Raw genomic sequence first — 16,718 nt, forward strand, 5'->3', positions numbered from 1 at the left:
CACCGACCCGTACCGGGTTTGCCGCAACCCGCCACGGTTAGGCTTGCGCCAAGTTGATCGAGGAGGGATTCGCCGTGGAGATTCCGGACGTGACGGGTGGTCTCGTCGCCCTGCTCGGCCTGACGTTCAAGGAGGCGTCCCCCGACCGGGTCGTCATCAGCTGGCAGGTTCGACCGGAGCTGCACCAGCCGTACGGCATCCTGCACGGCGGGGTGTACTGCTCGGTCGTGGAGACCGCGGCGAGCGTGGGTGGCGGCCTCTGGCTGGCCGACCGGGGCACCGTGGTCGGGGTGTCGAACCAGACCGACTTCCTGCGGGCCGTCCGCGACGGGGAACTGACCGCCGTCGGCACTCCGGTGCACCGGGGCCGCAGCCAGCAGCTGTGGCAGGTGGAGATCACCGACGCCGACGAACGCCTGGTCGCCCGTGGTCAGGTGCGGCTGCAGAACCTCTCACGCGACTGAGCTACGGCCCTCCGGTCGGGCTCAGCTCCGGGCCTCGTCCAACACCGGCTCCGGGGTCTGCTCGGCGTCGCTGTCGCTGTCTTCGGGTACGCGGCTGAGCCGTACCTCGGTGATCGCCCGGTGGTCGATGCCGGCCACCACCAGCACCCAACCGTCCAGCGTGACGTCCTCCCCGGCGACGGTGGGAATGTGCCCGAGCCGGGCCAGCACCAGCCCGGCGACTGTGGTGTAGTCACCGGCCGGGCGCGACGGCAGCTCCACGCCGATGTCCGGGAGGTCGTGCACCGGGAAGGTGCCGGGCAGCAGGAGCGCACCGTCGGGGTCGCGGCGCACCGAGCGCACATCCCGGTCGGTCTCGTCGTAGATCTCGCCGACGATCTCCTCCAGGATGTCCTCCAGCGTCACGATGCCGTCAACGGCGCCGCGCTCGTCCACGACCAGCGCGATGTGCTGGCGCTCGGCCTTGAACTGGCGCAGCGCCTCCACCACCGGTAGCGAGTCGGGCAGCAGCATGGGGGGCCGGGCGATTTCGTCGACCGGGCGGTCGTCGGGCACTCCCACCAGGTCCCGCAGGTGGATCACGCCGGCCGTGTCGTCCAGGCCGCCGTGGCGCACGACCGGCGCCCGGGAGTGCCCGGTGGCGGCCAGCACGAGCCGCGCGGCCTCCGCCGTGGTCCCGCTGTCGAGCGTGAAGACCTGCAACCGGGGTACGAGGACAGCCCGCAACCGCCGGTCGGCGATCTCCACGGCGCCCGCGATGATGGTGCGCTGCTCCTTGGTGAAGCCGTGGTTGCCGGCGACGATGTCCCGCAGCTCGTCCGGGCCGATCTCCTCCGGCTCGTGTTTGGGGTTGAGCCCGGCCAAACGGACCACCACGTCGCTGGTGGCGCCGAGCGCCCAGACGGCTGGCCGGGTGAGGCTGGCGAGCAGGTCGAGTGGGCGGGCCACCAGCAGCGCCCACCGCTCGGCGGACTGCATGGCGATCCGCTTGGGCGCCAGCTCCCCGAAGACCAGGGTGACGAAGGTCAGCGCGAGGGTGACCGCCACGATCGCCACCGTTTCGGCGGCGCCGCCGAACACCCCGAGCAGCGGCACCAGGGGTTTGGCCAGCGAGACCGCCGCGGCGGCGGAGGCCAGGAAACCGGCGAGGGTGATGCCGATCTGGATGGTGGCGAGGAAGCGGTTCGGGTCCTTGGCGAGCCGGGCCAGCACCCGCCCTGCCCGGCTGGTGCGCTCCAACCGCTGGATCTGGCTGTCCCGCAGTGACACCAACGCCATCTCGCTGCCGGCGAAGAGCGCGTTGATCACGACCAGGATTCCGACCAGGGCCAGTTGGCTCCCGTAGCTCTGCACGCCCGGTTCGCTCCCTCTCCGGTGGTGGCACCGGCCGGTACGCGCGGCGCCCCGCCGGTCGGTGAGCCCGCCCGGCGTAGGCGTGTCTTTGCCCCGTCCCGCGCCGGCCGAATCCTGCCGCAGCGAGGGTACGCCGAATCGGTGCCACCCGGGACGCCGGTGACGCCGCTGCCCGGCCGGGCGTCGGTGACGCTAGGCCAATCGGGCGGCGGTGACGCTAGGCCGGGCCGGGGGTCGGTGAGGTCGGCAGGTCGAGGACGTACGAGTCGCCCTCCGGGCGGAATCCGAGCCGGTGGTAGTAGGGGGCGACCATCCGGGGCGGGCTGACCACCCGGTGGAAGCCCCGTTCGGTGAACAGGTGGCTGCGCCGGTAGACGAATTCACCAGGGGTGAAGTCGCGGAACTTCGGGGTCACGTAGTCCAGGTCGATCTGGGCGACGCCGCGCGCCTCGGCGTGCGACAGCACCACCCCGACCACCTCGTCGGCCGTCACCACCAGGAACGCGGAGCACCCCGCCGCACTCGGATCCCAGTGGAAGCCGGGGTTGAACCGGGCGATGTCGGCAGCGTGCACCCGCAGCGTGTGCGCGAGGAACTGGTCGCCGACGCCGACCTCCACCACCTGGTAGGTCTTCTCGTCGTGCCGGGTGGCGAGCATGCCGCGCAGATACCAGATGTTGATCACCGCGAGCACGACGTTGAGCCCGACGCCGGGCCAGACCTCGATCGCGGCGTTGTAGCCGATCAGCACGAAGCAGCCGACGAGGTTGAGCGCCCGCAACCGCAGGATGCGCGACTGCAGCAGCGACCAGACCAGCACCGCGGAGCCGGCCCAGCCGACGAGATCCAACCAGTTCACGCCGCGAGACTAGTGCCCGCCCAGGTCAGGGCCGTCGGCGGGCAGCTCCAGCAGCCACTCCTCGACGTCTTCGCCGCGGCCGTTCGCGTACCCCGAGTCTTCACCGACCACCGCGAACCCGCACTTGCGGAGCACCGCGAGGGAGGCGGCGTTGTCCTTTGCGGCGCGGGCGTGCACCGGCCGGGGCAGCTCGCGCAGCAGGGCGGCCAGGGCCGCCGTGGCGTAGCCCCGACCCCAGCGCGCCGGGTCGATCCAGTAGCTGACCTCGGTCTGCCCCTCGGCCGGCCAGGCGCTCACGTAGCCGACCACCTCGCCGTCGACCTCGGCGGTGCGGACCAGGTTCGCCGGGTTGGTGAGCACCCGGGCCCAGTGTGCGGCGAACTCCCGACGGTCGGACGGGTCCTTGGGGCCGAACGCGGCCATCCGGTTGGCCTCCGGGTCCTGTTGGTGCAGGAAGAACTCGACGAGATCGTCTTCCTGGACCGGGCGGAGCCGCACTTCGGAAGTCATCGGCCGAGGGTACGCAGTGGCTGCGACAGTGCGGGACCTCTGGCCCGCCGACCGTACCGTCCGGCCCTGCCGACAGCCCTCGACATATTGGTACCAACAGATGGAGAGGTCCGTGCGGTAAACGAAGGTGGGAGGCCGGAGCCATGCCCAAGTACGTCTACGACTTCATCGAGGGTGACCGGGGCAGGGCCGACCTGCTGGGCGGCAAGGGCGCGAACCTGAGCGAGATGACACGGCTGGGGTTGCCGGTGCCGCCGGGGTTCACCATCAGCACCGACGCCTGCCGGGCGTACCTGGCGACTGGCGCACCGCCGGACGGGCTTTTCGCCGAGGTCAACGCGCACCTTCGGGATGTGGAGGCGCGACTGGACCGGCGACTCGGCGACCCGCGCGACCCGCTGCTGCTGGCGGTCCGCTCCGGTGGCCGGTACTCGATGCCGGGGATGATGGACACGGTCCTGGACATCGGGCTCAACGACAGCACGGTCGGCGGGCTGGCAGCGCACAGCGGTGACGCCCGGTTCGCCTGGGACTCGTACCGACGGTTGATCCAGATGTTCGGTCGTACGGTGCACGGGCTGCCGGCGGAGGATTTCGAGCGGGAGTTGGAGGCGCTACGCGCGACGGCCGGCCCGGCCGGGCCGAACGCCGAGCAGTTGCGCGACCTGGTGGAGACGTACAAGAAGATCTTCGCCGCCCAGGTGGGGCACGAGTTTCCGCAGGCCCCGCACGAGCAGCTCTACCTGGCCATCCGGTCGGTGTTCGAGTCGTGGAACTCCCAGCGGGCACGGTTGTACCGCCACCAGGAGCACATCCCGGACGACCTGGGTACGGCGGTCAACATCATGGCGATGGTCTTCGGCAACCTCGGCCCGAACTCCGGCACCGGTGTGGCGTTCACCCGTGACCCGGCCAGCGGCGCGCCCGGCGTCTACGGCGACTACCTCGCCAACGCCCAGGGTGAGGACGTGGTGGCAGGCATCCGCAACACGGTCGGCCTGCCCGAGCTGGCGCGCATCGACCCGGTGAGTTACCGCCGGCTGCTCGAAATCATGGCGACGTTGGAGCGGCACTACCGGGACCTGTGCGACATCGAGTTCACCATCGAGCGGGGGCGGCTCTGGATGCTGCAGACCCGGGTGGGCAAGCGGACGGCGGCGGCCGCGTTCGTGATCGCCGCGCAGCTGGTCGACGAGGGGCTAATCACGCTGGACGAGGCGCTGCACCGGGTCACCGGCGCTCAGCTGGCCCAGCTGATGTTCCCCGCGTTCGACCTGGCCGGCGCGCCGCGACCGCTCGCCGTCGGCCTCGGCGCCTCCCCCGGCGCCGCGGTGGGGCGCGTCGTCTTCGACTCCGCAGCCGCCGAGGCGGCGGACGGACCGGTGATCCTGGTCCGCCGGGAGACCAACCCGGACGACCTACCCGGCATGATCGCCTCGGCCGGTGTGCTCACGTCGCGCGGCGGCAAGACCTCACACGCCGCCGTGGTGGCTCGGGGCATGGGGCGTACCTGCGTCTGCGGGGCGGACGCGCTGCGCATCGACGCCGAGCGCGGCGAATTCACCGTCGGCGACCGGGTCGTCCGGGCCGGTGAGGTGGTCTCGATCGACGGGATGACCGGAAAGGTCTACCCCGGCGAGTTGCCGGTTCGGCCCTCGCCGGTCGCCCGCTACCTCGCGGGTGAGCTGGCGCCAGAGGCCGACCCGCTGGTCGTGGCGGTGCACCGGCTACTCGGGCACGCCGACGCGGTGCGCCGGCTGGGCGTACGCGCCAATGCGGACTCCGGGGCGGACGCCCGGCTGGCCCGACGCCTCGGTGCCACCGGCATCGGGCTGTGCCGCACCGAGCACATGTTTCTCGGGGCGCGTCGGGAGCTGGTGGAGCGGCTGATCCTGGCCGAGGGCCCGGATGAGGTGACCGCGGCGCTGGACGCGTTGCTGCCGTTGCAGCGGGCCGACTTCGTGGAGATCCTGACCGCGATGGACGGGCTGCCGGTGACCATCCGCCTCATTGACCCGCCACTGCACGAGTTCCTGCCACCGCTGCACGAGCTGACCGCGCGGGTGGCCCGCGCCGAGGCGCGCGGCGAGGATCCGGGCCGTGACGGCAGGCTGCTGCGGGCCGTACGCCGGATGCACGAGGCCAACCCGATGCTCGGGCTGCGCGGGGTGCGGCTCGGGCTGATGATACCGGGACTGTTCGCGATGCAGGTCAGGGCGATCGCCGAGGCCGCGGCGCAGCGGAGACGCGACGGCGGTGACCCGCGCCCGGAGATCATGGTGCCGTTGGTCGGCGATGTGCGGGAACTCCGCGCGGTGCGCGCCGAGATCGAACCGGTCCTCGCCGGGGTGCCGGACGCGCCGGAGATCCTCCTCGGCACGATGATCGAGGTGCCGAGGGCGGCGCTGACCGCCGGGGAGATCGCCGGCGCGGCGCACTTCTTCTCGTTCGGCACCAACGACCTGACCCAGACCGTGTGGGCGTTCTCCCGCGACGACGTGGAGGGCTCGTTCTTCGACGCCTACCTGGAGCGGGGGATCCTTGAGCTGTCTCCTTTCGAGCGCATCGATCCTGTCGGCGTGGGCCGCCTGGTCCGGCTGGCCGTCGCCGAGGGTCGGGCGGCCCAACCGAAACTCACCATCGGGGTGTGCGGCGAACACGGCGGAGACCCCGACTCGATCGCGTTCTTCGCGGACGCCGGCGTGGACTACGTCTCCTGCTCGCCGTATCGGGTGCCGATCGCCCGGTTGGCCGCCGGACGGGCCGCCGTCGACGCCACCACCGGCACGTCCGACTCCCGATAGGAGGCAGCGCCATGACCGCGATCCTCAACCCCACCGGCGCCGCACCGCTGAGCCCACCCCCGACCCGGCGGACGCCCGAGCCGGTGGCCGCGCCGGTCAGTGTGGGACCGGTGGGCCCGGTGCTGGAACTGCCGGGCACGCCGGAGTCCGCGCTGGTGCCGGTGGTCCGCGACGGCCGGGCGATCGGAGCGTACGTCCTCTCCGGCGGACGGGTCCGGTACCGGCCGGTGACCGACCCGGACCGGCTGCTCGCCGCGGCGACCGGCGCGTTCGCGGTCGCCGTGCTCACCGCCGCCGTGGCGGTGGTGGGTCGGCGCAAGCCGCCGGCGATCGGCGCGGTGACGATGGGGCCGGGCGGCTGGGTCAGCCTGCGCGGCGTACGCACGCCGGCGCTGCGCCCGACGACACCGCGTCCCTGGTGGGCGCGGGCACTGCGAGCCCACCGGCTGGTCGTCGAACGCTGAGCGCGAAGCTGCCGGGGTCGGTCTGCGACCCCGGCAGGCGCTCAGCTCAGGCGACGACGGCCGCGACGGCCAGCGCGGCAGCCACCAGGGAACTCGCCACCGACAACACGCGACGCCACGGCACCTTCGCGTCGACAGTCGGCAGAGCACGCCACCGGGCCGCCGCCTGGGCGATCCCCACCGCGGACAGGCCGGCCCCGACCGGCCACAGCCAGGCCGGCACCACCGACCAGTCCCCCATCCGGTGCCCCAAGGCGAGGTAAGCCACCCCCCACACCGTCGCCGCCAGCAGCGTCACCCGGTCCAGTTCGCGGCGGCGGGCGGTGCCCAGCAGCGACAGGCCGCCGAGAAAGGTGAAGGCCACCGCGAGACCGATACCGATCCAGACCGGGACAACCGGGGCGGCCGCCTCGGCCTCCTCCTGCGGCACTCCGAGCAGCCGCAGACCGATCGGTTCAACACCCTTGTCGGTGTTGCCGAGCACCACGACCGCTCTGCCGGTGGCGCGTTCGAAGCCGACGTAGGACCGGAATCCGCTGGTCGCGCCGTTGTGCCACACCACCTCGCGGTCACCGTGCCGGGTGGTGAACCAACCGTACCCGATGCGGGTGTCGCCGTCCTCGCGGAAGCGGGCGGTCGCTGCGTCGGCGCCCGGCGCGGTGCCCGCGAGGGTCGCCGCGGCCAACCGGGCCAGATCCTCCGCCGTGGACCAGGCGCCGGTGCCGGCCGGGGCGTACCCGGCGCCCGTCCACGGGTCGAGCAGCCTCCCGGCGGCCCGACTGCCGTGGGCGCGTTCGGCCGGCAGGTCGTCGGCGCGGGTGGCGACGCTGGTGGCCGTCATGCCGAGCGGCCGTAGCAGCCGGTCGTGCAGCAGCTCGGGGTACGCGAGGCCGGCCTTCGCGGCAAGCGCGTGACCAAGCACGGATGGCCCGAAGTTGGAGTAGTGGACCTCGCCGCGCTCGTCGTCGTCGGTGCTGACCCGTTCGGTGGCGCTGCGGATGGTGTCGACGTCCTGCCCGGCGTAGGGGTTTCCGCCGGAGAGATTGGACAACAGCACGCGTGCCCAGGCCAGCGGGGAGCCGAGGGCCAGCCGGGGCAGACCGGCACGGTGGCTGGCGAGTTCGGCGAGCGTGACGTCGCGGGCGGGGCCGGTGACCTCGGGCCAGGTGGCGCCGAGCCGGTCGTCGGGGCCGACGACACCGGCGGCGGCCTGGTCGGCGAGGAGCATGCCGGTGAGCGCCTTGGTGACCGAGCCGATCTCGAACGGGGTGCCGGGCTCGACGGGCCGACCGGCGGGATCACGGTGGCCCAGGCCAGCGGTGCGGATCCGGCCGTTCTCCACCAGGGCGACGGCGAGCCCACGGTGCCCCGACGGATCGGGCACTGCCGACCGTGCGGCTGCGGCCAGGTCGCGATCGCCACTGGTCTGCGTGCCCAGTCGGGGCGCCCGGGGCATCAGCGCCACCCCGACCAGGCCGGCGATCAGCGCGACGACGAGGGCGGTAACGGTCGTTCGGCGCATGGTCGTTCCTCCGTGGGGGTGGTCGGATGCGCGGCCGAGCCGCGTCTGGTCAACGGCCGGCGGCGGTGAGGATGGCCAGCAGCGGCACCACGCGTTCGGCCGGGACCGCGTACCGTCCTCGGCCGGCGCTGCGCAGCCAGCCGGCGGCGGTGATCTGGCGCAGGTGGTGGTGCAGTTGGCCGGTGGTGCCCAACTCCTCGATCTCGGCCAGCTCGCTGGTGCTCTGCCGACCGCCGAGGACCTCCCGCAGCAGGCGCAGCCGCACCGGATGGGCCAACGCGGAGAGGGTGCCGGCCAGCTCCGTCCAGTCGGCGGCGAGCAGGTCGTCGACGGTGCGGCCGTACTGCCAGTCGTAGTGCTGGTCGGCGACGCGGACGGTGCCGGTGTAGAGGACCGCGCCTGTGCCATCGGCCGGCAGTCGTTGCTTGAGGCCGTCGAGCGCCCAGAAGGCGCCCTCGGGAGCGGGCGGCGTCGGCGGTGCGACCGTCATCCGCTCGGTCAGGGTGGCGACCTGCGCCTCCAGTGCGGCAAGCCGCTCCTCCATCGTGCTCATACGTCGATATTACGAAGTTACGTACTTCCGTGCAAGACGAGAGCGACATCCGTGACTTTGGTCCCGGCCGGTCGCGGTCTCGTGCCCCTGCCCCGCTCCGGCACCGCGGCCCAGGCTGGTCCCGGAAGCGGAGAAACGACCCAGGAGGTCCCCGATGCGCGCAACAGTCGTCACCGCGTTCGACCGTCCACTGGAGATGCGCGACCTGCCCGTGCCAGAACCCGGCCCCGGCGAGATGCTGGTCCGGATCGAGGCGAGCGGGCTGTGCCACACCGACATCCACGCCGCCCGTGGCGACTGGCCGGTCCGGCCGAACCCGCCGGTCGTGCCCGGCCACGAGGGCGTCGGCATCGTCGAGCGGATCGGCCCCGGCGTCACCGAACACGCCGTCGGCGACCGGGTGGCCCTGCCCTGGCTCGGCTGGGCCTGCGGCACCTGCTCCTACTGCGTGACCGGCTGGGAGACCCTCTGCGAGTCGCAGCGCAACACCGGCTACAGCATCGACGGCGCGCACGCGGAGTACGCCGTGACCGCCGCCCGTTACGCGGTACGCGTACCCGACGGTGTCGACCCGTTCGAGGCGGCACCGTTGACCTGCGCCGGAGTCACCACGTACAAGGCCGTGAAGGTGGCCGGGGTACGCCCCGGCGACCGGGTGGCGATCTTCGGCATCGGCGGGCTCGGCCACCTGGCGCAGCAGTACGCGCAACTCTTCGGCGGCGAGACCATCGCCGTCGACGTCACCGCCGAGAAGCTCGCCCTGGCTACCGCGCTCGGCGCCGCGCACACCGTGAACGCCGTCCAGGTCGACCCGGTCGACGCGATCACCCGCCTCGGTGGAGCCGACGTGGCGATCGTCCTCGCCGCGAACCCCACGGTGATCGAGCAGGCGCACCGGTGCCTGCGTCGCGGCGGGCGGCTCGTGCTGGTGTCCCTGCCCAAGGAGAACACGATCGCCCTGCCGGTCTTCGAGACGGTGCTCAAGGGGATCACGGTGGTCGGCTCGATCGTCGGCACCCGCGCCGACCTCGCCGAGGTGTTCCGGCTGCACGCCGCCGGGCGGACCCGGGTCGCCTACGAGATCCGCAAGCTCGACGACATCAACACGGCGGTCGAGGACGTCCTCGCCGGCCGGGTCGCCGCCCGTCTGGTTCTCCAGCCATGACCGCCCTCCGATCGTCACCCCCGAGCGCCCGGGCGGGAGCGGCCGCGCTCGGCACCGCCCCCCGCGCACCCTGGCGGGGGTTCACCCACGGCACGTGGCAGGACACGATCGACGTCGCCGACTTCATCCGGGTCAACCACGAGCCGTACACCGGCGACGGCAGCTTCCTCACCGGTCCGACCTGCCGCACCCTCGAGGTCTGGGGCGCGCTGGCGAAGCTCTTCGTCGAGGAACGCCGACGCGGTGTCCTCGACATCGACACCGCCACCCCGTCGACGATCACCGCGCACGCCCCCGGCTGGATCGACCGGGACAAGGAACTCATCGTCGGCCTGCAGACCGACGCGCCACTGCGCCGCGCCATCATGCCGACCGGCGGCCTGCGGATGGTGGAGACCGCACTGCGGGTGTACGGGTACCAACCCGACCCGACGGTGCACCAGATCTTCACCAACTACCGGAAGACGCACAACGACGCGGTCTTCGACGCGTACCCGGCCGACGTGCTGGCCGCGCGGCGCTCGCACATCATCACCGGGCTGCCCGACGCGTACGGGCGCGGAAGGATCATCGGCGACTACCGCCGGGTCGCGTTGTATGGCGTGGACCGGCTGATCGCCGAGCGCCGGACGGTCCGGGAGGCCCTCGACGACCGGCCGTCGACCGACGACGTGATCCGCGACCGGGACGAGTTGGCCGAGCAACTCCGAGCTCTGGACGAACTGAAGCGGATGGCCGCGAGCTACGGCTACGACATCTCCGGGCCGGCCACGACCGGCCAAGAGGCCATCCAGTGGTTGTACTTCGCGTACCTCGCCGCCACCAAGGAACAGAACGGCGCGGCGATGTCGCTCGGGCGCACCGCCACGTTCCTCGACGTCTACCTGCGGCGCGACCTCGCCGAGGGGCGGCTGACCGAGATGGACGCGCAGGAGCTGATCGACGACTTCGTGATCAAGCTGCGAATCATCCGGTTCCTGCGCACCCCGGAGTACGACGAACTCTTCTCCGGTGACCCCACCTGGGTCACCGAGTCGCTCGGCGGGATGGGCGTCGACGGCCGGCCGCTGGTGACCCGCACCAGCTTCCGCTACCTACAGACCCTCTACAACCTCGGTCCGGCCCCGGAGCCCAACCTGACAGTGCTCTGGTCGCCGCGGCTACCCGACGGGTTCAAGCGGTTCTGCGCTCAGGTTTCGCTGGACACCAGCGCCATCCAGTACGAGAACGACGAGCTGATCCGCCCGGCGTACGACGACGACACCGCCATCGCCTGCTGCGTGTCCGCACTGCGGGTCGGCCGGGACATGCAGTTCTTCGGGGCGCGGGCGAACCTGGCGAAGGCGCTGCTCTACGCGATCAACGGCGGTCGCGACGAGCTGAGCGGCGAACAGGTCGCCCCGGCGACACCACCGGTGGACGGCGAGGTCCTCGACTACGACACCGTGCTGGCCGCGTACGACCGGACGCTGGACTGGCTCGCCGAGACGTACGTCGACGCCCTGAACGTGATCCACCACCAGCACGACCGGTACGCCTACGAACGGCTGGAGATGGCGTTGCACGACCACCCGGTGCGCCGGTTCATGGCCACCGGCATCGCCGGCCTGTCGGTGGCGGTGGACAGCCTCGCCGCGATCCGCTACGGCCGGGTGACGGTGCTGCGGGACGCCAGCGGCCTCGCGGTCGACTACGTCGTGGAGGGTGCGCCCCCCACCTACGGCAACAACGACGACCGGGCCGACTCCATCGCCGTGTGGCTGACCGAGGCGTTCGCGGCGAAGTTGCGCCGGCAGCGCACCTACCGCGACGCCGAGCTGACCATGTCGGTGCTCACCATCACCTCGAACGTGGTGTACGGCAAGCACACCGGCAACACCCCGGACGGCCGGCGCGCGGGCGAGCCCTTCGCCCCCGGGGCGAATCCGATGAACGGGCGCGACAACCACGGCTTGGTCGCGGCGGCGCTGTCGGTGGCGAGGCTGCCGTACGACGCCGCCCGCGACGGGATCTCGCTGACCGGAACGGTCACCCCCGACGGGTTGGGGCGAACCCGCCAGGAGCGCATCGACAACCTGGCCGGGGTGCTCGACGGGTATACCGACGCTGGTGGGTTCCACCTCAACGTCAACGTCCTGGACCGGGCCACCCTCGTCGACGCGATGGCGCACCCGGAGCGCTACCCGCAGCTGACCGTGCGGGTCTCCGGGTACGCGGTGAACTTCGTCCGGCTCACGCCCGAGCAGCAACGCGACGTGGTGTCGCGTACCTTCCACGGGTCGCTGTGACGACGCGGCCGGCGCCGCCGCCCGGGCGTCGGCCCGGGCGGACCGACGCCCCGACCGTCGGGTACGTGCACTCGTGGGACATCTCCGTGGGGGTGGACGGGCCGGCGGTCCGCTTCGTGGCGTTTCTCGCCGGCTGCCCACTGCGCTGCCGCTACTGCCACAGCCCGGACACCTGGTACCGGCGCAGTGGTCGAACCTGCACTGTGGACGAGCTGATGGCGGAGATCGAACGGTACCGGCGGTTCATCGGCATCGCCGGCGGCGGGGTGACGCTCAGCGGTGGCGAGCCGCTGCTACAACCCTGGTTCACCCGCGAGGTGCTGCGCCGTTGCCACGACCTCGGTCTGCACACCGCTCTGGACACGTCCGGCTTCCTCGGGGTACGCGCCGACGACGACCTGCTCGACGCCACCGACCTGGTGCTGCTGGACGTGAAGTCGTGGAACCCCGCGACGTACCGGCGGGTCACCCGGACCGGGTCGGTGAGCCCGACCCTGCGCTTCGGCCGCCGCCTGGCGCAGCGGGGCACACCGATCTGGATCCGGTTCGTGCTGGTGCCCGGCCTGACCGACGCGGTGGACAACGTGGCGGGCGTCGCCGACTTCGCCGCCGGTCTGGCCTCCGTGCAGCGGGTCGACGTGCTGCCCTTCCACCGGCTCGGCGCGCACAAGTACGCCGAACTTGGCCTCACGTTCCCGCTGGCCGACACCGAGCCGCCCGACCCCGAGTTGCTGGCCCGGGTCCGCGGTCAGTTCGCCGAACGCGGGCTGGCCGTCTTCTGAGCCGGCAGCCGCAGCGGCTAATGACGGTCGGGCGTACCCGGTGAGCCTCGGCCGGCAACCTGGCGGCAAGCCGGTCAGGAAGGGATGCTCCCGGAGCATGTCCAACGGGGTCACGGTGCCGTCCCTCCGTCGCGGCCGTCGCCGGCCCTGGCCCCATCCGACCTCTCCCGGGTACGCGGCGCGAGGGCCGTTGGTCCCGGGCCGCACGGGCGCAACGCCTCTGCCCGGCGCGGTCGCACAGCCCCATCGTGAGAACGGGACGGCGTGCGGGCGACGCGCCGCGCAGCACGGGGAGGTCACGGGTGACGACGACCGGAGGACGAGGCGGGATCCTGGAGGACCCCGTCGACCTGGCCGTGCCGGTCGGGCTCGGCGCGGCCGAGGCCGCCGCCCGGCTGCGCGCCACCGGCCCCAACACGGTCATCCCGCCACCCCGCCAACACCTGGCCGTACGGATCCTGAATCAGCTCACCGACCCGCTGGTGGCACTTCTGCTTGCTGCGGCGGCCGTCACCACGGTGCTCGGCGACTACCCGGACACTTCGGTGATCGTCCTGGTCGTGCTGGTGAACACCGTCATCGGGGTGGTGCAGGAGGTACGCGCCGACCGCGCGATCGCCGCGCTGGACCGGCTCGCCGCGCCCGCCGCCCGGGTCGTGCGCGACGGCCGGGAACTGGCGGTGCCCGCTGCCGACCTGGTCCCCGGCGATCTGGTCCGCGTCGAGGCCGGCGACATCGTCCCGGCCGACCTGCTGCTGATCGAGGCGAACCGGCTGCACCTGGACGAGTCCGCGCTGACCGGTGAGTCGGTGACAGTGGGGCGTACCCCGGGCGAGGAGGCGCTGGCCGGGACCGTCGTCACCACCGGACGGGCAGCCGGCACCGTGCTCCGCACGGGAGCAGTGAGCGCCCTGGGCCGGATCAGCGCGCTGGTGGCCGGCACCCGTCCCACCACCACACCACTGCAGCGCCGGCTCTCCGCCCTGGGCCGGGTGCTCGGGTTGGTCGCGGTGGCCCTGTCCGGGCTGGTGTTCGCCATCGGCGTGATCGGTGGCCGGCCAGTGGTGGACATGGCGATCACCGCGGTGAGCCTGGTGGTCGCGGCGGTGCCCGAGTCGCTGCCGGCCGTGGTGACCCTGGCCCTCGCGCTCGGCGCCCGCCGGATGGCCGCCGCGCACGCCATCCCGCGCCAACTGCACGCGGTCGAGACACTCGGCTCGGTGACGGTGATCGCCTCCGACAAGACCGGCACCCTGACCGAGGGGCGGATGGCGGTGCAGCAGGTGGTCACTGCCGACGGTGCCCGATATGGAGTCACCGGCACCGGGTACGCCCCGTACGGCACGGTGCACCGGGACGGCGCGGTGGTGGCCGTACCGGAAGGGCTGCGCCGACTGGCGCGTGCCGGGCTGCTCTGCAACGACGCCGCCCTGTCGCCGCCGGACGACGAGCGACCCGACTGGGCTGCGGTCGGTGACCCCCTGGAAGCGGCGCTGGTCGCCTTCGCGGCCCGGTGCGGCCTCGACCCGCAGACGACCCGCGCCGCCTGGCCCCGGGTCGCTGAGCACCCCTTCGACCAGGCGCAACGCCGGATGATCACGGTGCACCGCTCCTGCGACCAGCGTTACCTGGTGGTCTGCAAAGGTGCACCCGAGAGCATCCTCGGCGCCCCGCTGGTCGACGCGACCGCCGAGGAGATCGACGAACTGACCGCCACGGCGCGGCGGCTGGCGGCCGAAGGGTTACGGGTGCTCGCCGTCGCGGCCGCCCTGGTGGACCGGATACCCAACCTCGCCGCACCCACCGGGCTGCGTCCGGTGGGGCTGGTCGCCGTCGGTGACCCGCTGCGCGTCGGCGCCCCGGAGATCGCCGACAGCTTCGACACCGCCGGCGTACGGCTGCTGCTGATCACCGGAGACCACCCGGCCACGGCCGCGGCGATCGGTGGTCAGCTCGGCCTCTGGCGCGTGGGCGACCCCCTCGCCAGCGGCGACGACGACCAGACGGCGCACCCGGACACGCGGGTCTTCGCCCGGACCCAGCCGGAACAGAAGCTCGACATCATCGCCGGCCTGCAAGCCCATGGCGAGGTGGTGGCGATGACCGGTGACGGGGTGAACGACGCACCGGCGCTTCGACGCGCCGACATCGGGGTGGCCATGGGTAGTGGCACCGAGGTCGCCCGGCAGGCCGCTGACCTGGTTCTGGTCGACGACGAGCTGTCCACCGTGGCCACCGCGATCGGCGAGGGCCGCCGGATCTACGACAACATCCGCCGGTTCCTGCGGTACGCCCTCGCCGGTGGGGTGGCGGAGATCATGGTGATGCTGACCGGCCCCCTGTTCGGGTTGGCCGTACCGCTGCTGCCCGCCCAGATCCTCTGGGTCAACCTGCTGACCCACGGGGTGCCCGGCGTGGCGCTCGGCGCCGAGCCGGCCGAACCCGGGACCCTGCGCCGCCCGCCGCGCTCGCCCCAGGAGTCGGTGCTCGGCGCCGGGCTGGGTCGGGACGTCCTGGTCACCGGCTCGCTGATCGCCGCCGTGGTGCTCGGCGCCGGCGTGTTCGCCGCACATCAGGGCCTGCCGTGGCAGTCGGTGGTCTTCGTGGTGCTCGGGCTCGCCCAGCTCGGGGTGGCGCTGGCGGTCCGAGCGCCCCGGCTGCCCGGAGCCCGACACCGCAACCCCGGCCTCCTCGTCGCGGTGGCGACGTCGGCGCTACTCCAGGTCGGTGGAGTGCTGTTCGCTCCGCTGCGGGAGTTGCTCGGCACCGACCCGCTGGGGCCGAGCGTGATGCTGGCCTGCGCGGCGGTCAGCGTCGTGCCCGGGCTGGCGCTGCGGCTGGCCCGTCGCTGGCGGCGTCCCGCCGGGACGCTGACGGGGCGTGACGAGTGACGGGACCAACGGCCCCCGACCCCTTGCCGTACGCCCCTGACCGCCGGGACGACATCGCACGAGGATGAAGACGGATGAAGGAGGACGTGATGACCATCAGATCCGGTGCTCCCATTGTGGTGGCGGTGGACGGCTCGACCTCGGCGCTGGAGGCGGTGCGGGTCGCCGCCCAGGAAGCGACGGTGCGGCAGCGCCCCCTGCGGGTGGTGCACGCGTTCATCTGGCCCCTCTACGACGTACCGCTGATTCCAGCGCCGGGCGCTCCCGTCGACGCCGGGCTTCGTCACCAGGCTGAGCTGACCGTCGCCGAGGCGGTGACCGAGGCCGGCAAGACCGCGCCGGAACTCGCCGTCACCGGCGCGGTGATCGACGGCGCGGCCACGCCGGTGCTCCTGGGCGAATCCCGCGACGCGGCGCTACTGGTGCTCGGCAGCCGGGGACTGGGAGGTTTCGCCGAACTGCTGATCGGCTCGGTGGCCGTGCAGGTCTCCGCCCGCGCCGAGTGCCCGGTGCTGGTGGTCAAGGGTGAGGCGCGCGCCGACGGCCCCGTGCTGGTCGGCGTCGACGGCTCGGCCCTGTCCACCGAGGCCCTGGCATTCGCCTTCGAGGAGGCCGCGCTGCGCGGCACCGACCTGGTGGCCGTGCACGCCTGGCTCACCCCCACGCCGACCGGCCCCGGCGACATTCTGCCGCTGGTGTACGACGTCGACGCCCTGGCCGCCGACGAGAAGCGGGTGCTCGCCGAATCCCTGGCCGGCTGGTCGCAGCGGTATCCCGAGGTGCCGGTACGCCAGTGTGTGGCGTACGGCGCGGCAGCTCGGGTGCTGGTGCAGCAGTCCGCCAGCGCGCAGCTCACCGTGGTCGGAGCACACGGCCGGGGCGCCCTCGCCGGTGCTCTGCTCGGCTCGGTGAGCCACGCGGTCCTGCACCACTCGCACAGCCCGCTGGCGATCGTCCGGCACCGCCGGGACGCCTGAACGCCGTACCCCCGTCCGCGCCGGCCGCCTCCCGGCCGGCGCGTTCGGCGGCGCGGCGCGGGTGCACGGTCGACAATGAGCTGACC

At 72.7% G+C, this 16,718-nt stretch carries 13 protein-coding genes; 8 read left to right on the forward strand and 5 right to left on the reverse strand.

The annotated features are described in order from the left end of the window. Nucleotides 1-56 precede the first annotated feature (56 nt). Nucleotides 57-464 (forward strand): PaaI family thioesterase, encoded by a 408-nt coding sequence (locus FHU34_RS22075; protein WP_208745196.1) that lies wholly within the window; start codon nucleotides 57-59, stop codon nucleotides 462-464. Nucleotides 465-485: 21 nt separating this feature from the next. Here the strand turns inward: FHU34_RS22075 and FHU34_RS22080 are convergent, their stop codons facing one another. The 3 genes from FHU34_RS22080 to FHU34_RS22090 form a co-directional block, all read right to left on the reverse strand. Further along, nucleotides 486-1,817 carry a hemolysin family protein gene (locus tag FHU34_RS22080; RefSeq protein ID WP_145783556.1) on the reverse strand — a complete coding sequence of 444 codons (1,332 nt, stop codon included), beginning with the start codon at nucleotides 1,815-1,817 and terminating at the stop codon, nucleotides 486-488. 217 nt (nucleotides 1,818-2,034) lie between these two features. Then, nucleotides 2,035-2,676 carry a YgjV family protein gene (locus tag FHU34_RS22085; protein WP_145783558.1) on the reverse strand — a complete coding sequence of 214 codons (642 nt, stop codon included), beginning with the start codon at nucleotides 2,674-2,676 and terminating at the stop codon, nucleotides 2,035-2,037. 9 nt (nucleotides 2,677-2,685) lie between these two features. After that, entirely contained in the window at nucleotides 2,686-3,186 is a 501-nt protein-coding gene (locus FHU34_RS22090; protein ID WP_145783560.1) for a GNAT family N-acetyltransferase, read from the reverse strand. 143 nt (nucleotides 3,187-3,329) lie between these two features. Between FHU34_RS22090 and ppdK the strand changes: the two genes are divergently transcribed. Together ppdK and FHU34_RS22100 are read left to right on the forward strand one after the other, a co-directional pair. Then, nucleotides 3,330-5,990 carry a pyruvate, phosphate dikinase gene (ppdK, locus tag FHU34_RS22095; RefSeq protein ID WP_145783562.1) on the forward strand — a complete coding sequence of 887 codons (2,661 nt, stop codon included), beginning with the start codon at nucleotides 3,330-3,332 and terminating at the stop codon, nucleotides 5,988-5,990. A gap of 11 nt (nucleotides 5,991-6,001) precedes the next feature. Then, entirely contained in the window at nucleotides 6,002-6,454 is a 453-nt protein-coding gene (locus FHU34_RS22100; protein WP_145783564.1) for a hypothetical protein, read from the forward strand. A 46-nt stretch (nucleotides 6,455-6,500) separates the two neighbouring features. Here FHU34_RS22100 and FHU34_RS22105 read toward each other — a convergent pair whose 3' ends face one another. Continuing rightward, on the reverse strand, nucleotides 6,501-7,976 hold the full coding sequence (locus FHU34_RS22105; RefSeq protein ID WP_145783566.1) for a serine hydrolase domain-containing protein: 1,476 nt from the start codon (nucleotides 7,974-7,976) through the stop codon (nucleotides 6,501-6,503). A gap of 49 nt (nucleotides 7,977-8,025) precedes the next feature. Further along, nucleotides 8,026-8,529, reverse strand: coding sequence for an ArsR/SmtB family transcription factor (locus tag FHU34_RS22110; RefSeq protein WP_244311794.1), 504 nt, complete (start codon nucleotides 8,527-8,529; stop codon nucleotides 8,026-8,028). A gap of 154 nt (nucleotides 8,530-8,683) precedes the next feature. Here FHU34_RS22110 and FHU34_RS22115 point away from each other — a divergent pair, with 154 nt between their 5' ends. From FHU34_RS22115 to FHU34_RS22135, 5 genes are all read left to right on the forward strand, one after another. Beyond that, complete coding sequence (locus FHU34_RS22115; RefSeq protein ID WP_145783568.1) at nucleotides 8,684-9,694, forward strand: zinc-dependent alcohol dehydrogenase; 1,011 nt, start codon at nucleotides 8,684-8,686, stop codon at nucleotides 9,692-9,694. Then, the gene (gene pflB, locus FHU34_RS22120) at nucleotides 9,691-11,982 is read left to right on the forward strand and encodes a formate C-acetyltransferase (RefSeq protein WP_145783570.1); all 2,292 of its coding nucleotides are present in this window, start codon (nucleotides 9,691-9,693) and stop codon (nucleotides 11,980-11,982) included. The genes FHU34_RS22115 and pflB overlap by 4 nt, the downstream gene beginning before the upstream one ends. Then, nucleotides 11,979-12,764: a pyruvate formate-lyase-activating protein gene (gene pflA, locus FHU34_RS22125; protein WP_145783572.1), complete on the forward strand. Its 786-nt coding sequence runs from the start codon at nucleotides 11,979-11,981 to the stop codon at nucleotides 12,762-12,764. Before pflB ends, pflA begins: the two co-directional genes overlap by 4 nt. Nucleotides 12,765-13,066: 302 nt before the next feature. After that, nucleotides 13,067-15,655: a cation-translocating P-type ATPase gene (locus FHU34_RS22130; protein ID WP_145783575.1), complete on the forward strand. Its 2,589-nt coding sequence runs from the start codon at nucleotides 13,067-13,069 to the stop codon at nucleotides 15,653-15,655. An 89-nt stretch (nucleotides 15,656-15,744) separates the two neighbouring features. Continuing rightward, nucleotides 15,745-16,632, forward strand: a complete 888-nt coding sequence (locus FHU34_RS22135) for a universal stress protein (protein ID WP_145783576.1) — start codon at nucleotides 15,745-15,747, stop codon at nucleotides 16,630-16,632. Nucleotides 16,633-16,718 lie beyond the last annotated feature (86 nt).

The sequence above is a fragment of the Micromonospora taraxaci genome, from assembly GCF_007830095.1.
GTDB lineage: Bacteria > Actinomycetota > Actinomycetes > Mycobacteriales > Micromonosporaceae > Micromonospora > Micromonospora taraxaci.